Here is a 15,488-nt window from a genome sequence, read left to right as displayed (position 1 = left end):
GCACCACCTTCTCAACCGCCTCAATCATCCTTCTTCTCATACGTTTTTAAATAAAAAAACTAAAAAGAAGAAGGAGAGAATACGATTGAAAAACAAACACTTATTAAAAACATTAGCAATCACTGGTTTTGCAGCAGCAGGTCTTTTTGCAGGAGGTTCCAGCACTTTTGCATCTGAGGAGAGGGATCATCCATCACTTGATCTAACTTCTAAAGCAATGACAAGTTTAAATTCAAATGAAAATCATGATAAATCTTCAATTACTTCAAATTTAAATTTGAATTTGAGTTTTTCTGATTCGAAAGTTAATGAAAGTTCTCCTAAAGAAAGTGAATCTGCTGAGCATTCAGCTAATGAAAAAGAAAGTGTTGATTTCGATACAGGTGAAGAAAGTGACAAATCCAATGACTCTAATAGCATTGATGCTGATATTGGAGTAGATCTAGGACTAAAAGCTTCTGAGGAAAATTCTTCTTTAGACGTCAATACAGATGCTGATCTCGATCAATCTTCCCATGAAGAAAGAGCAGAGCAATCTTCTGCTAATCTAGGTTCAGAATTGAATTTAAGTGCATCATCTTCTGATGATGAAACTTCTTTAATGGGAGAAACGGAAATTGATGCTTCAGTAATGAAGAAAGATGAAGAGGAAGAATCTTCAGCTGATCTAAACACAGGTGTAAACGTTGGAGCAATGACAAGTGAAGACGAAGACACAGCCGGAGTATGGGCTGACACCAAAGCAGATGCTTCTGTGATGAAGAAAGATGAAGAGGAAAAATCCTCAGCTGATCTAAACACAGGCGTAAACGTTGGAGCAATGACAAGTGAAGACGAAGACACAGCCGGAGTATGGGCTGACACCAAAGCAGATGCTTCTGTGATGAAGAAAGATGAAGAGGAAGAATCCTCAGCTGATCTAAACACAGGTGTAAACGTTGGAGCAATGACAAGTGAAGACGAAGAAACAGCCGGAGTATGGGCTGACACAAAAACTGATGCATCTGTAATGAAGAAAGACGAAGAGGAAGAATCCTCAGCTGATCTAAACACAGGTTTAAACGTTGGAGCAATGACAAGTGAAGACGAAGACACAGCTGGAGTATGGGCTGACACAAAAGCAGATGCTTCTGTGATGAAGAAAGACGAAGAGGAAAAAACATCAGCGGATTTGAACACAGGTCTAAACGTTGAAGCAATGACAAGTGAAGACGAAGACACAGCTGGAGTATGGGCTGGCACCAAAGCAGATGCTTCTGTGATGAAGAAAGATGAAGAGGAAGAATCCTCAGCTGATCTAAACACAGGTTTAAACGTTGGAGCTATGACAAGTGAAGACGAAGAAACAGCCGGAGTATGGGCTGACACCAAAGCAGATGCTTATGTGATGAAGAAAGATGAAGAGGAAGAATCCTCAGCTGATCTAAACACAGGTGTAAACGTTGGAGCAATGACAAGAGAAGACGAAGAAACAGCCGGAGTATGGGCTGACACCAAAGCAGATGCATCTGTAATGAAGAAAGACGAAGAGGAAGAAACATCAGCCGATGTGAACACCGGTCTAAACGTTGGAGCGATGACAAGTGAAGACGAAGACACAGCTGGAGTATGGGCTGACACAAAAACTGATGCATCTGTAATGAAGAAAGACGAAGAGGAAGAAACATCAGCCGACCTGAACACGGGTTTAAACGTTGGAGCAATGACAAGTGAAGACGAAGAAACAGCTGGAGTATGGGCTGACACAAAAGCAGATGCTTCTGTGATGAAGAAAGACAAAGAGGAAAAAACATCAGCGGATTTGAACACCGGTCTAAACGTTGAAGCAATGACAAGTGAAGACGAAGAAACAGCTGGAGTATGGGCTGGCACAAAAGCAGATGCTTCAGTGATGAAGAAAGATGAAGAGGAAGAATCCTCAGCCGATCTAAATACAGGTGTAAACGTTGGAGCAATGACAAGTGAAGACGAAGAAACAGCTGGAGTATGGGCTGATACCAATTTGAATGCATCAATTGTAGATAGTGAAGAAAAAAACAGTTCTACTTTGGGTGTAAACACAAACTTAGGTCTTGCGTCTTTAAGTGACGAAGAAACAGCTGCTTTATGGATTGGGCTAGGTTTAAATCTTGCCAGCATGTCTGCTGAAAAGCAAGACGAAGATTTCTCTTCATTGGGCTTAAACATTGACCTTGGTCTGTATGGCGAGAATCTTATTTAATAAATTGAATGCTATAGCTTCTCTTTTTTGCGCAAGCCGAAATTCGCGACTTCAGCAAGTGTAATTCAGAAGCTAGTCTATGTAATAGAAAGGGAGCTCTGCGACGGCAGGGCTCCCTTTCTTGCACTTGAGAAGAAGAATCATTGCAGAGCTACAATAGAAGAAAGATTCAGTGCTTCTTAGCCTATCATTTATCTTTCAATTTTGGCAGCCAGCAAGTAATCTATATGGATTAACCACAACGATAATGTTTATTTTGCTTGCGATAGCAATACAAGTGATCCTGCTGCAATAACATTTTAAATCGATACGTTACTGTTTCCTTTTTAGACTTTAGGGTAAAAACAATAGAATGAGGAAATGAATTTGAAAGGAGACTCATTATGGGACACTACATTAACACTGAAAACAATATACAAATATATGCAGAAGATATTGGAGAGGGACAGCCTGTTATATTCCTGCATGGCTGGCCATTAAATCATGGAATGTTTGAATATCAAATGAATGAGCTCCCAAAACACGGGTTCAGGTTTATTGGAATTGATTTGCGTGGTTATGGAAAATCAAATCGACCATTTAATGGTTATGATTATGATACGATGGCAGATGATCTTCATGAAGTTATTCAAAAGCTAGATCTTAAAGATGCTGTATTAGCCGGTTTTTCAATGGGTGGGCCAATTGCTCTCAGATACATGTCGCGCTATAAAAGCGAAAGAATCTCAAAACTGCTGTTACTTAGTCCAGCTGCTCCTATTTTCACAAAACGGGATGACTATCCTTTTGGAATGGAGAAAGAGGAGGTTGACACACTGATTGATCAGCTGAAGACAGATCGGCCACACGCAATTGCAACTTTTGGTGAAAAATTCTTCGAGAAAAAGCCTTCTAAAGAATTTCAACAGTGGTTCTTAAGTATGGCTGTTTCCTCATCTTCATATGGTACCATACACTCAGCTATTGCATTAAGGGATGAAGACCTTCGCAATGAGCTGTCAGGAATTGCAGCACCAACCAAGATCCTTCATGGCAAAAAAGATCAAATTTGTCCATATGATTTTAGCCTGCAGCTGGCTGACCAGCTTCCTAATGCAAAGCTTGTTCCTTTTGAAGAAAGTGGTCACGGTGTTTTTCATGATGAACCTGAAAAATATAATAAACAAATTCTCGAGTTTCTTCAATCTTCTTCATTAGAATAAGCCGTATTCCTAAATGAGGCCTGGCGTGTGCCGGGTCTTATTTAAGTTTTGTTCCACTGAAATACAGCGTTTCAGCTTATGAATTTATATGGTCGCTTTATTTTTCTTCTTGATTTATTTTGTCTATTCAATCATCATATAACTAATTCTTAATGAAACAGAGAGGCGTTTAAAATATGGCTAAAACCTTTTATCATTTCTTAATGAAGTACAGACATCCGAATCCAAAAGACGAAATTAGCCAGTTTGCTAATGACGCTTACGAGGATCATAGCTTCCCAAAAACTTCTGAAAACTACGAAGAAATTAGCTCGTATCTCGAGTTGAATGGGAGTTATTTACAAAGTATGATGGTTTTTGATGAAGCATGGGAACTTTATTTGCTTTCTGAAGGATAACATACTGTCTTTTTGACACAACACTATATAATTTAAAAAAACACTCATTACGCTGGAGTGTTTTTTTGCTGTGTACTTCTAAAGGTAGATTCAAATCTTATGAAGCGAATTTTATCGTTTATGCATATACTATTGTATTCAAAAGCTGCGGTGATTCATTGAGAGGATGGAGGAAATGAATAATCGAAAGAAAGCAAAATACAATATAGGCGATACAGTCGTCATTAATATATATGGTACGGTCGGGAAAATAACAGATGTAAAATGGCTGGATGATATGTATGTGTATGAAGTGAATAAAAGTGAAGGTCTATATGTAGAATCAAGCTTACAGTTGTTGTCAGATTATAAAGGAAATATTGTCGAAAAAGAGCATGTCGATATTGAATATCAATATTTTTTCGGTGATTTAGTGCAGGTAAAAGGATATGGAACAGATATTTTCAAAATTGTAGGCTTTCGTACTGAAATATGGAGATACAAAGAGGATGCTTGGGAGGATGTAATCTATGAGCTCTCCAGGATGAATGATGGCGAATGGCTGGAAGCCTCAGAAGAAGAAATAACACTTCTTGCTGATGCAGAAAGTGCTGAGGCTTTTATACAAAAACTCGGTACTCTTTATTTAATGAACAAAAAAGAAAAGTTGCCTGAATTAAAGGAATCAAAAGCCACTTTCAGAAAAGCCGAGAAAGACCTTCTGGCAATCAAGCAGGATAAGCAGGAGCTAATCGATGGTCTCCTTGATATTTATAACGATTATCAGATCTTATACCGTTTATTCCAGGATGAAGAATACAAATATATCATGCGTATGATTATTAGAAAATTAAAAAACTTAGCTGAAAATGATGGAAAAAGCACCGTTTAACTAGATGAAAAGTTGAAGGATGCTATACCCAACAACCGGAATCCCTATTAATAAAAAGGTCTGGAACATTTTCTGAAGCCCTTTATTTAAGAAATTTATTATTTTACCTTGATCATCATTTTCATCTTCAATAAATGCTTCGGCTAAGCAGGATATTTTTTTCATATTAATACCTCCGGCTAATTAGTTGGATGAAAGCTGTATATGAATCTATCTTTATGCTAGTTTTAGACTGTATAGAACGGCGTACATTAAAATAAGAGGAATTAATAGATAGGAATGCAAGATGTCCGGCATGAAACAATACTGTCTGTCATACATTTGGTACAAAGGGGGCGTTGCTATGAGGGAAATTGAGGTTTTTATTGATACGGAGGAGATTGCAGAATTTTTCTTTCATGAGCTGGCGAAACGGGGATATGTCCCAACTGAGGGTGAATTAGACGATCTAGCTGACATTACATTTGAATATTTACTGCAAAAATGCATTATTGACGAACAAATAGACGATGAATAAAAGCTTAATACAGTACCCAATAGGTGACGATCAAGATGGCGAATAACATTCGCCATTTTTGCATTTTATTGAAACTTAAATTCTTTTTAAAACGTATACATACAGAAAATAAAAATACCTTTGTATTGATCCGGGAGGGAATAGGATGTCTTTTTTTAATAAGATGCTGGCTAGTGTAGGAATTGGCTCTGCCAAAGTAGATACAAAACTCGAAAGCGACAAAGTAATGCCTGGGAGTGAAGTAAGGGGAATTGTTGAGATTCAAGGAGGAAATACAGAGCAGCATATTTCTGACATATACTTAACCTTAAATACAACATATATTAAAGAATCAGATGATAAGAAAGTAAATGTGACAGGTCAAATTGAGCGTTATCATATTACTGAAGCTTTTACATTAAACGCCAATGAAAGAAGAGAGATTCCCTTTTCTTTTATTCTGCCGTTAGATACACCGCTTTCTTATGGCAGAACGAAAGTCTGGCTGGCAACCGGCCTGGATATAAAAAATGCAGTTGATCCAACAGACAAGGATTATATTACAGTTATACCGAATGAATTAGTAAATGCCGTTTTACATGCGGTTTCTAACCTGGGATTCCGAATGAGGGAAGTTGAGTGCGAACAGGCACCTCATCGTTTACGAAAAAGACTTCCATTTATCCAAGAATTTGAGTTTGTCCCAATCTCAGGATCTTTCCGCGGACGTTTGGATGAACTTGAAATCGTCTTTTTTCCTGTCTCCCTAAACCAGACAGAAATTTTAATGCAGGTTGATCGAAAAGCGCGCGGTCTAGGCGGCTTCTTATCAGAAGCATTGTCAATGGATGAGTCTAATTTAAGGTTAATGATTCATCAAAGCGACATACCAAATCTGCAGCAGAAATTGCAATCAGTTATTGCACAGTATTCATAAAGGATAAAAAGATGGGGAATTGCCTCATCTTTTTTTTGTCAGAAAACAGGTTCGAACCTTCGCTTTGGGCATCCATTATGTATAAAAAAGCAGGAATTGCTCGATTTAGCTAAAAAGATGTAAAATACTTTTTCTAAATCGACAAAAATAGAATGTTTCTGATAAAGGAAACGACAAGCCTAATCTCTAAACTGTTATACAAGGAAAGGACTTAGTTATATCCATTACTATGTAAACATTTGGAGGAATGAAGATGCTGAAGGAATTAGCAAAAACAAGAAAGAAACAATTTGATGTCACTATTTTTCAAACACCAATGTTTAACCAGAAAAAGGGGTATAAACAAGTTTACCGCATCATGGTGGAAAGTATAGATCATGATGAATGTTTAGGCAGCGTGTTCAAAACATTTAATGTATTAGATCGGCTGCCTGCTGATTTTCGGGGCAGATATATTTCAACTGGAGATATCCTCAATATAGATGAAGGTCGTCGCGGCCAGCGCTATTACCAGCTTCAGCCAGGAGGCTGGCAGGAAATTAATCGAATTCATATACGATAATCTATTTTCCCTAAAAAGAAGGAGTGAAATTCCCCTTCTCTTAGGGAGTTTTCATTTAATTTTCTATTATTTATGTGAACCGGGACCGTTTTTGCGCCCCCCGCTAGCTGAATATTCTTTTCCGTGAGCCTCTTGTTCGGCGATTATTGCCTCTTCGGGAATATGATTATTTTTCTTTGGTGAATTAATTCGATTGCGATGTTTTTTTCCCATATTGGTTCCCCTTCCTTTTTTAAAAGATACTGCGGAATATGAGTTAGCTGTACATTTCTCACTAAAAACTTGAGAAGCTAACAATAGTTTGTCCATGATGAGTATTCTCATTCTGGGGATGAAGGTTTCTTCACAAGAATCTATATGGTATATTGTGAATGTAACAAGAGTTAACACAGTTAGAAATTGGGAGGTTTTTTTTAATGAGTGTACATATTGGAGCAAAAGAAGGCCAAATTGCTGAGACGGTGTTATTGCCGGGAGATCCGCTCAGAGCAAAATATATTGCTGAGACCTTTTTAGAAGGTGCAGAATGCTATAACGAAGTCCGGAATATGTTCGGATATACAGGCACATATAAAGGAAAACGCATTTCAGTTCAGGGAACTGGCATGGGGGTTCCATCTATATCTATTTACATTAATGAATTGATGAACAGCTATAATGTCCAAAACCTAATAAGGGTAGGAACTTGTGGAGCAATCCAAAAGGATGTAAAAGTTAGAGATGTTATCCTTGCGATGACTGCATCAACAGATTCTCAAATGAATAGGCTTACTTTTGGCGGTGTTGATTATGCGCCAACTGCTAATTTTGATCTTTTAAAGAAAGCATACGATTCCGGTCTTGAAAAAGGCTTGAACTTAAAAGTTGGCAATGTTTTTACTGCAGATATGTTTTATAACGATAATGCTGAGCTGGAAAAGTGGGCTAAATACCAAATTCTTGCGATTGAAATGGAAACAGCTGCACTATACACGCTTGCGGCTAAACTGGATCGCAAAGCATTATCTGTATTAACGGTAAGTGATCATATTCTAACTGGTGAAGAAACGACAGCAGAAGAAAGACAAACAACCTTCAACGAAATGATCGAAGTTGCTTTAGAAGCAGCTATTAAAGAATAAGCAATGTTAAACTAAACTGGCCGGTTTGGCCAGTTTTTTGTTTTGACAATCGAATGAAGACTGTTATGAAAAATAGTATAAAATTTACCATTAACGACATTTTTCGCATTCATTTCTTGATCATGCTAAAATAGAGTGGAATGATTTAGAAAAAGATAGGTGAGAACATTGAAAAAGCAAATAGTGCTGTTAGGATTTCTATGTGTCCTTTTAGCAGGCTGCAGCCAATTGGACGGTTATTTAGAAAAAATTCCTTTTATAGGAAACGTAAGTGAAAATGATTCACAAAATGAAACTGAACCTGTGCAGAATGACGACAAAAATCAGGAAGAAGAAGTTAAAAATGACCCTCAGAAAGACAACGATGCAGAAAAATCAGCTAATGAAGAACCTGTAAACCAAGAAGATCAATTGGTGCTGGAAGCTTCATTCTTTAATGATATTAAGGTTGTCGATGGGAAAAATTTCATTCAAAATCCAGAGAATGTAATGGCATTAGTGAACAAGGAATATTATTATATTGAAAAATATACTCCCGCTGATCTTGTAAGACCAAACGTGGCGTTTTCTTTTGGGGATCAGGATATCGAAAAAAGCTATATGCGCAAGGAAGCAGCGCTGGCTTTAGAGAAGATGTTTTCCCAAGCAAAAAAAGAAAAGATAAACCTTTTTGCTGTATCTGGTTATCGGTCTTATGCTAGACAAAACGACCTTTTTAAGGCTGAGGTAGCAAAAGTTGGCGAGGAACTGGCAGCTCAAGTAGTTGCATATCCAGGCAGCAGTGAGCATCAATCAGGACTGGCAATGGATATTTCAAGCCAAAGTGCTGACTTCATGCTGTCTGAAGAATTTGCGAATACGGCTGAAGGAAAGTGGCTTGCAAATCATGCTCATTCCTTTGGATTTATTTTGCGCTATCCTAAAGGGAAAGAAAGTATAACGGGCTATAGCTTTGAGCCTTGGCATTATCGATATGTAGGACAAGAAGCAGCCAAAACGATTTTCGAAAATAAGTTAACCTTGGAAGAATACTTTAATTTGGTAAAGAAAATTTGACGAGTGAATGCTTTCACCTTTTAGCAGTCAGTTTTTGGAATTGTTAACCTGACTCATATTTTGCAATAATAAAGGCTAGAAGGAAGATGTGTTCATACTGCTTGAAATGATTTTTTTTATCCAAATGTTAAATGAATGGTGTATAATTTGAACAGGTTTTTATAAATGTCTCTTAGTGAATAAGAATGATTTTTTTGTTAATCACCATGAAAAAATGGTATTCTATTCAAAAGAAGCTTCGTTAGTACCTAACGGTTATGAAAGTGGTGAAGGGTTTGCAAGATGAGAACTTAAATCAAGAATCAACAGAAAAGCAATCAAGTTTTATAAAAATGAAGAAATTCCAATTTGTTATGCTGTTATTTATCATTGTCTTTCTGTCTGCTGGCATAACAACTTTTGCTTTGGCATTTGGAGACGAGAAAGCAGTCAGCGTAGGAAATGAAACAAGTCGAAGTGAATTTGATAAATTGTATACGGCCTTTGATACATTAAAGAATGGCTACTTCCAAGAGGTAGAAGATAATACCCTCATTAATGGAGCCATTAATGGGATGCTTGAATCTTTAGATGATCCATATTCAGATTATATGGATGTTGAAGAAGCTAAGAACTTCCATGAAAGCATTTCTTCTTCTTTTGAAGGCATTGGAGCTGAAATTACTGAACAGGAAGGATCCATTGTAATTGTTTCACCATTAAAAGGATCACCTGCAGAAAAAGCTGGATTAAAACCTAATGATGTCGTTTTATCAGTAGATGGAGAAAGTATTCAAGGGATGAGTTCAACAGAAGCAGTTCTGCTGATTCGAGGCGAGAAAGGATCTACGGTGGAGCTTGCCATCCAGCGCCCAGGCACAACTGAGCCGATCACATTCCCGATTGTTCGTGATACAATTCCGATTGAAACTGTTTATGGAGAAATGATTGATGATGAGATTGCAAAAGTCCAAATCACCTCTTTCTCTGAAAAAACGGGTCAAGAATTAGTGGAAACCTTGAATACCCTTCAAGCCGAAGGGATGAAGGGGCTTGTTCTGGATCTTAGACAGAATCCAGGTGGTCTTCTTGATCAAGCGATTTTAATTTCAAGCTTGTTTGTTCCTGAAGGAGAAATACTATTTCAAATTGAAGATCGTGAAGGCAATCGAGAAGCCATGCAGTCTACTGCACAAGAAAACACAGACATGCCGCTAGTTGTTGTTATTGACCAAGGAAGCGCAAGTGCATCAGAAATTTTAGCTGGAGCAGTACAAGAGTCAGCAGATGTTCCGCTTGTTGGCCAGAAATCTTTTGGTAAAGGTACAGTACAGCGTGCACAGGATTTCTCTGATGGATCAAATATGAAGTTCACTACTGAGAAATGGCTGACACCTGAAGGCAATTGGATTCACAAAAAAGGCATCCAGCCAGACTATGAAGTGGCATTGCCAGAATATGCTTCATTGCCATATGTCAGTCCAGATCTTGAATTAAAGCTTTCTTCTTCTTCCACACAAGTCCAATCAGCACAGAAAATGCTTGCTGCATTAGACATTGATCCAGGCAGAACCGATGGATTCTTTGATGAACAAACAGAAACAGCTGTCAAAGAATTTCAAAAGTCTGCCCAGCTTGAAGAAACAGGCATACTTACAGGCCAAACAACACTTAAGCTGATGGAAGAATTAAGAGCATTAATTGATCAAAATGATACTCAAATATTAAAAGCAACAGAATTATTAAAAGAAAAACTTAATTCGTAAATCTTGCTCCCCACTATCAGGTGGGGAGTTTATTTATTCTTACCTTAAATTTTAAGCAAAGCAGGATACTATAACTTAAGCACGTTTCTGAATAGCACAATTTGATTATATATAGGTAAAAGTTCTGTATTTAATTGATTACGTATAGAAAAGATCCTTCTGTATCACAATGGTTGTAAAAGGAGAAATTTTTACTCCTAACTTAGAGGTGAGCAGTTATGAAAAAAAGAGTAAGTCTTTTACTATTAATTACGGTGTCAATTTTGTCTGGCTGCTTAAATGCAGATCCATTAGCAGAGAAAGAGTCAGAGCCTATTAACTATTCATCAGATCATAAAAACTTTCTCTTGCTGGGAGTAGACAGCAGAGGGGAAGAGGAATCCAGGTCGGATGCAATCCTTGTTGCCCGCTATGAACCGGATGATCATTCAATGAAAATTGTATCGCTTATGCGTGACAGCTATGTGAAAATTCCTGACTACCCATTTGAATACAGCAAATTAAATCATGCCTACTATTTAGGCGGTAAAGAGTTGTTAAAGGATACGATCCAAGAAAATTTTGGCATTAAAATTGATCATACAGCAGTAATTGACTTTAATGGTTTTGCTGCTATGATGGACATTCTGGCTCCAGATGGAATAGAGGTTGAAGTTTCACAGCAGCTTATTGATGACATGAAACTTGATGTAACGCCAGGTAAACAAAAGCTTAACGGCGATCAGCTGCTTTCCTATGTTCGCTTTCGTCATGATGCAAAAAGCGACTTTGGAAGAGTAGATCGTCAGCAGGAGGTATTAATTTCGATTAAAGATCAAGTGATGAAGCAATTTACAACTCCAGAAGGATTAGTGAAATTTCCGGAAATGCTGAAAGATGTTATGAACTATGTGGAGACGGACTTAAACTTTGAACAAGCTTTTTCTATTGGTACTTCCTTCTTGCTGAATCCCATTACGGAAATTGAAACATTAAGAGTTCCTGTCGCTGACAGCTACGAAAACAAAAGCTACAATCATGCTGGTGCCGTGCTGGAGATGAATCTTGAGGAAAATACAGAGGCATTAAAACAATTCTTCAATGAAGTGAAAAAAGAAGAAATTATGAAACCAGAATCAAACAAAGAAGAAAACTGATTCATATTTTTGAGAAAAAATGCTGCAAATGAACAACAAAGGCTAAGAGAATTGTGAAGGAGGCTGGGACATAAGTATTTAACACACCTATTGAACCGAATGGTAAGGAAGGTCATCTTTCTAATCATTCGGTTTTTTATTTATAATTATAAAATATATTTTATTTACATGAGTGAAATGTAGCGGAGGGCCCTCGACTCCTGCGGGCTGCAGAGCAAAGGGTGAGACCCCGCAGGAACGAAGTGACGAGGAGGCTCAGCTTGCTCCCCGCGGAAAGCGAGGGTCCGCAGCGCAATGGAACGGTCTTGATTAAATACCGAAACCAAGATATTGAATATTCGTGTTTTAGAAATATTAATTTCGTTTTGTCCCAGCCTCCTTTTTTTCATGTTTTTGCTCATGAGATAAAACATTTGTACGTTTCAGGCAAAACCTTTAAAATAATTATTTAGAGTCTCACAATAAAAATGGAATATTGTAAACGAGGTGATTTCTTGAGACAGATTGTTCAATTTGATGAACATATTAGACAGGAAGTTGCTGCAATTGAATGTAAATGGGAAGTCATTGCGAATGAGATTTTTAACATCTACCACCAAAAATTCATTACGTTTAATGAAGATTTAATTATAGAGGTCATAAGGATTCAAAAAGGCAAAAAAGCAGCACAGGAAGACCTGTTCACACCTAATTATGAGTCTTTTTTAGAGATTGGCGTCGAAAATGATGATGAATACTATCCAAACGCTTATATTCCCATTTGGAAATGTAAACAAGAAATGTTTCAAAAGGTTGGTTACCTTACAAGACGAACACTTTCGGATGTGGGAAAAATGCTTCACAAAATGATGAAAGAAATGCTGGAAGAGAGAGCGGAAAATGGTGAACGTAATGAATAAAACAGAAATATATATTCTATCAGGTTTTTTAGGAAGCGGGAAAACAACACTTCTCAAGCAATTGCTGCTGGCAGAAAAAGAAAAGGGAAGAAAAACAGCTGTTATGATGAATGAGCTTGGAAAAGTATCCATTGACTCTGACGCAGTTGATACAGACGTTCCTTTAAAAGAGCTTCTCGACGGCTGTATATGCTGTACTATTCAAGATAAACTGGAGGCACAGCTTCAAGAATTATTAATAATGGATAAGCCTGAAGTGATCTATATAGAGTCAACTGGAGCTGCTCATCCCATTGAAGTTTTAGATGGAATATTGTCGCCAATTTTTGCAGATCAGTTGCTTGTAAAAGGCATTATCTCTGTGTTAGATGGGCATCTTTGGTTAGAAAGAAACAGATTAAGTCCGCAAATCAGACAGCTTCTTGTCGAACAGGTAAAGCATTCAGACTTACTTCTATTAAATAAAGCAGATAAGCTGACAGAGGCACAGCAAGCTCAGCTTGTCTTTGATGTTCAAGGACTTAATCCAAAAGTGCTGGCATTGCTGACCTCCTTTTCAAAAGTTCCAATGGAAAAGGTTAGAAACTTATCTGCCAGTAAAAAAGGAGCAAATGAAACGGCTCATGTAGTTCAAGATTTAAACTTAAGCACTTTTGTTTACACATTTAAACAGCCTGTCCATCGAGAAGATTTTATGAGCTTTCTGCATGGGCTGCCTGATACCATTTATAGAATGAAAGGGTACATTCAATTTACAAATTCGGTGTATCCTGAGCTTTTTCAGTATTCATATGGCATGCAGATTTTTCTGCCTGAAAACATGAAAATGCCATTGAATTTGGTGTTTATCGGTGAAAATATAGATTGGCATAACCTGAAGTCTCAATTAAAAGCTCTTGAGTCGGTCTAATCTTTAGGTTTTCTTCCATGCAAAAAGGGAATGACTCCATTAAAGGAGTGGATCGATATGCCATGGAGCAAAAATGATTATCCAGATGCTATGAAAAATTTAGACCCTACAGTCCGAAACAAAGCAATTGAGATTGCAAATGCCCTGCTGGATGAGGACTACGAGGAAGGGCGAGCCATTCCAATAGCCATTGATAAAGCGAAGGAATGGAAAGAAAACAGAGAATAACTTCATATAATAACGAATAGTCTCTCTAAATTTTAGGGAGACTTTTAATATGGACAAAAATACAACACGCAAATGTACATTGATGCTTACTTTTACTTTTCTCTATTTCTTTAGTTTCAACAGCCTAGAAGTTGACGCTTCCAAACATGGGATTGGATATCATATTGAGATGCTTGATTGGATTGAAGTAAATAAACAGCTTCCGAAATTCAGTAAATTTCATGTTTTGGATACAGAGTCCGGAAGAATGTTCGAAGTGCAGAGAAGAGCAGGATCTAATCATGCTGATGTTCAGCCTCTGACAGCAATGGATACAAAAATAATGAAGGAAATTTATAATGGCAAGTGGAGCTGGAGAAGAAGGTCGATTATTGTGATCACTAAGGATAGGTGGATTGCCGCTTCCATGCACGGAATGCCTCATGGAGCTGGTGCATTGCCTAATAATTTTCCCGGTCATTTTTGCATTCACTTTTACGGCAGCACCACTCACCGCACCAATGAGATGGATCTATCCCATAAATTAATGATATTCAAAGCTTCTGGAAGATTATACCCATATTTAACATTTGCCAGTGCTGAAGAAGTGATTCACTCTTATGTAACAGGTTTAAAGGAACATGACGAACAAATTGCAGATTTTATATCTTTGCAGACAATTAATTGGAAAACCGTTTTCCCAGAAATAGAAAATGCTAAACTGTCAGCTGTTGAGCTTCCGGAAGAAACCTCTTATCTGTCTGATTTAGTATTAGAGGTTCCTGTTAAAATCGAGTGGTATATTAAAGAACATGGAAAACAAATGTTTAACGGTAAGATCGTTTTAGTCAGATTTTCAGCAGCTGGTCCGTGGAAGGTTGATACTCTCCAATTTTTCAAAGACCATAAACAGTTCCTAACTGAACCTAAAAAATAAGCTTGAGAGGTATTCTCTCAAGCTTATCTCTTTTCTCCAAAAGCAATAAATGTTTTTTCATCTTCAACTAAACCGCAGGCAGCACATTGAACTTTGTGATTTGGGCCTTTATATGGAATGTGAAAAGGTGATAGGTCATTTGCAGAATATTCCTCAACGGTATCGCCTGTAAAAGGATCCAATTTTACTGGTTTTGAAACTTGTTCAATAATATTAAATCTGCTTCGATTTGTTTTACAGTTGGGACAACAATAGGGTGCACTCATTTGTTTTCTCCTTTCAATACCTGCCTCATTTTTGCAATGAACAGAGTAGATATTAACTTGTGCATGAAGTTCATTGTGATAAATAACATAAGAATATGCGTATTTGTCCAATTTCTTATTTTGGCTATTCTTATCCTAAGCAACAAGCAAATATAGCTATATCTTATATTTTGCATTTTTTCTTTTTTTTATGTGAAAATACTAAGTGAAGTGAAAAAGAATGAAAAAGGGAGAAAACCATGAAATATGAAAATTTATTGAATCAATACAAAAGCCTATGGCAAAACCGGCAATTAATCACTGATGAAAATACCCCGGAGCAAGTTTTAAAAATGACAATTCAACGTGAGCTTTTAGATGAAAATGCACATCCACGCGTACGCAAGTCCTTATATGAAAAATTCTATCAGGCGATTAAAAGGATTAACGAATCAACTTTGGTTGCAGAAGATAAAGAAGAGCTTATTTCTATTCATATTTTCCTAATGGAACAATTAAGAAAGTAAGAAATAGTTCACAAATTA

General features: G+C 37.3%; 19 protein-coding genes. 16 read left to right on the top strand and 3 right to left on the bottom strand.

Annotation, left to right across the window (positions count from 1 at the left end):
* Nucleotides 1-85: 85 nt before the first annotated feature.
* From F7732_RS05515 to F7732_RS05500, 4 genes are all read left to right on the top strand, one after another.
* Nucleotides 86-2,221, top strand: a complete 2,136-nt coding sequence (locus tag F7732_RS05515) for a midas domain-containing protein (protein ID WP_151572873.1) — start codon at nt 86-88, stop codon at nt 2,219-2,221.
* Nucleotides 2,222-2,604: 383 nt separating this feature from the next.
* Nucleotides 2,605-3,423, top strand: coding sequence for an alpha/beta fold hydrolase (locus F7732_RS05510; RefSeq protein WP_151572870.1), 819 nt, complete (start codon nt 2,605-2,607; stop codon nt 3,421-3,423).
* A 176-nt stretch (nt 3,424-3,599) separates the two neighbouring features.
* Nucleotides 3,600-3,821 (top strand): YozE family protein, encoded by a 222-nt coding sequence (locus F7732_RS05505; RefSeq protein ID WP_066444575.1) that lies wholly within the window; start codon nt 3,600-3,602, stop codon nt 3,819-3,821.
* Between the two features lie 175 nt (nt 3,822-3,996).
* Nucleotides 3,997-4,692 carry a hypothetical protein gene (locus tag F7732_RS05500; protein ID WP_151572868.1) on the top strand — a complete coding sequence of 232 codons (696 nt, stop codon included), beginning with the start codon at nt 3,997-3,999 and terminating at the stop codon, nt 4,690-4,692.
* Here F7732_RS05500 and F7732_RS22545 read toward each other — a convergent pair whose 3' ends face one another.
* The gene (locus F7732_RS22545; RefSeq protein WP_161598837.1) at nt 4,693-4,857 is read right to left on the bottom strand and encodes a hypothetical protein; all 165 of its coding nucleotides are present in this window, start codon (nt 4,855-4,857) and stop codon (nt 4,693-4,695) included.
* Between the two features lie 178 nt (nt 4,858-5,035).
* On the opposite strand from F7732_RS22545, the gene F7732_RS05495 reads away from it, so the two are divergent.
* From F7732_RS05495 to F7732_RS05485, 3 genes are all read left to right on the top strand, one after another.
* On the top strand, nt 5,036-5,209 hold the full coding sequence (locus F7732_RS05495) for a YozD family protein (protein WP_066444583.1): 174 nt from the start codon (nt 5,036-5,038) through the stop codon (nt 5,207-5,209).
* Nucleotides 5,210-5,354: 145 nt separating this feature from the next.
* On the top strand, nt 5,355-6,125 hold the full coding sequence (locus tag F7732_RS05490) for a sporulation protein (RefSeq protein ID WP_151572866.1): 771 nt from the start codon (nt 5,355-5,357) through the stop codon (nt 6,123-6,125).
* Between the two features lie 253 nt (nt 6,126-6,378).
* On the top strand, nt 6,379-6,687 hold the full coding sequence (locus F7732_RS05485) for a YodL domain-containing protein (RefSeq protein WP_151572864.1): 309 nt from the start codon (nt 6,379-6,381) through the stop codon (nt 6,685-6,687).
* A 66-nt stretch (nt 6,688-6,753) separates the two neighbouring features.
* On the opposite strand, the gene F7732_RS22815 is transcribed toward F7732_RS05485, so the two are convergent.
* The gene (locus F7732_RS22815; protein ID WP_176215169.1) at nt 6,754-6,900 is read right to left on the bottom strand and encodes a hypothetical protein; all 147 of its coding nucleotides are present in this window, start codon (nt 6,898-6,900) and stop codon (nt 6,754-6,756) included.
* A 203-nt stretch (nt 6,901-7,103) separates the two neighbouring features.
* On the opposite strand from F7732_RS22815, the gene deoD reads away from it, so the two are divergent.
* From deoD to F7732_RS05445, 8 genes are all read left to right on the top strand, one after another.
* Nucleotides 7,104-7,808: a purine-nucleoside phosphorylase gene (deoD, locus tag F7732_RS05475; protein ID WP_066444594.1), complete on the top strand. Its 705-nt coding sequence runs from the start codon at nt 7,104-7,106 to the stop codon at nt 7,806-7,808.
* 168 nt (nt 7,809-7,976) lie between these two features.
* Nucleotides 7,977-8,864, top strand: coding sequence for a M15 family metallopeptidase (locus F7732_RS22980; RefSeq protein WP_151572860.1), 888 nt, complete (start codon nt 7,977-7,979; stop codon nt 8,862-8,864).
* Nucleotides 8,865-9,139: 275 nt separating this feature from the next.
* Nucleotides 9,140-10,609 (top strand): lmo1851 family serine protease, encoded by a 1,470-nt coding sequence (locus F7732_RS05465; protein ID WP_476727083.1) that lies wholly within the window; start codon nt 9,140-9,142, stop codon nt 10,607-10,609.
* 218 nt (nt 10,610-10,827) lie between these two features.
* Entirely contained in the window at nt 10,828-11,745 is a 918-nt protein-coding gene (locus F7732_RS05460; RefSeq protein WP_151572856.1) for an LCP family protein, read from the top strand.
* A 494-nt stretch (nt 11,746-12,239) separates the two neighbouring features.
* Nucleotides 12,240-12,644: a hypothetical protein gene (locus F7732_RS05455; RefSeq protein WP_151572853.1), complete on the top strand. Its 405-nt coding sequence runs from the start codon at nt 12,240-12,242 to the stop codon at nt 12,642-12,644.
* Nucleotides 12,637-13,554, top strand: a complete 918-nt coding sequence (locus F7732_RS05450) for a CobW family GTP-binding protein (RefSeq protein ID WP_151572851.1) — start codon at nt 12,637-12,639, stop codon at nt 13,552-13,554. Before F7732_RS05455 ends, F7732_RS05450 begins: the two co-directional genes overlap by 8 nt.
* Nucleotides 13,555-13,611: 57 nt before the next feature.
* Nucleotides 13,612-13,782 carry a DUF2188 domain-containing protein gene (locus F7732_RS22805; protein WP_180320209.1) on the top strand — a complete coding sequence of 57 codons (171 nt, stop codon included), beginning with the start codon at nt 13,612-13,614 and terminating at the stop codon, nt 13,780-13,782.
* A gap of 49 nt (nt 13,783-13,831) precedes the next feature.
* Nucleotides 13,832-14,698, top strand: a complete 867-nt coding sequence (locus F7732_RS05445; protein WP_151572849.1) for a hypothetical protein — start codon at nt 13,832-13,834, stop codon at nt 14,696-14,698.
* Nucleotides 14,699-14,721: 23 nt separating this feature from the next.
* Here the strand turns inward: F7732_RS05445 and F7732_RS05440 are convergent, their stop codons facing one another.
* The gene (locus F7732_RS05440; protein ID WP_151572847.1) at nt 14,722-14,964 is read right to left on the bottom strand and encodes a DNA alkylation repair protein; all 243 of its coding nucleotides are present in this window, start codon (nt 14,962-14,964) and stop codon (nt 14,722-14,724) included.
* A gap of 239 nt (nt 14,965-15,203) precedes the next feature.
* Here F7732_RS05440 and F7732_RS05435 point away from each other — a divergent pair, with 239 nt between their 5' ends.
* A complete protein-coding gene (locus tag F7732_RS05435; RefSeq protein WP_151572845.1) occupies nt 15,204-15,470 on the top strand; it encodes a hypothetical protein in 267 nt (88 codons plus the stop codon).
* Nucleotides 15,471-15,488 lie beyond the last annotated feature (18 nt).

Origin of the sequence: Bacillus mesophilum (genome assembly GCF_008923265.1) — a bacterium.
Classification (GTDB): domain Bacteria; phylum Bacillota; class Bacilli; order Bacillales; family Cytobacillaceae; genus Cytobacillus; species Cytobacillus mesophilum.
This window is presented reverse-complemented; position numbering and strand designations above follow the sequence as displayed.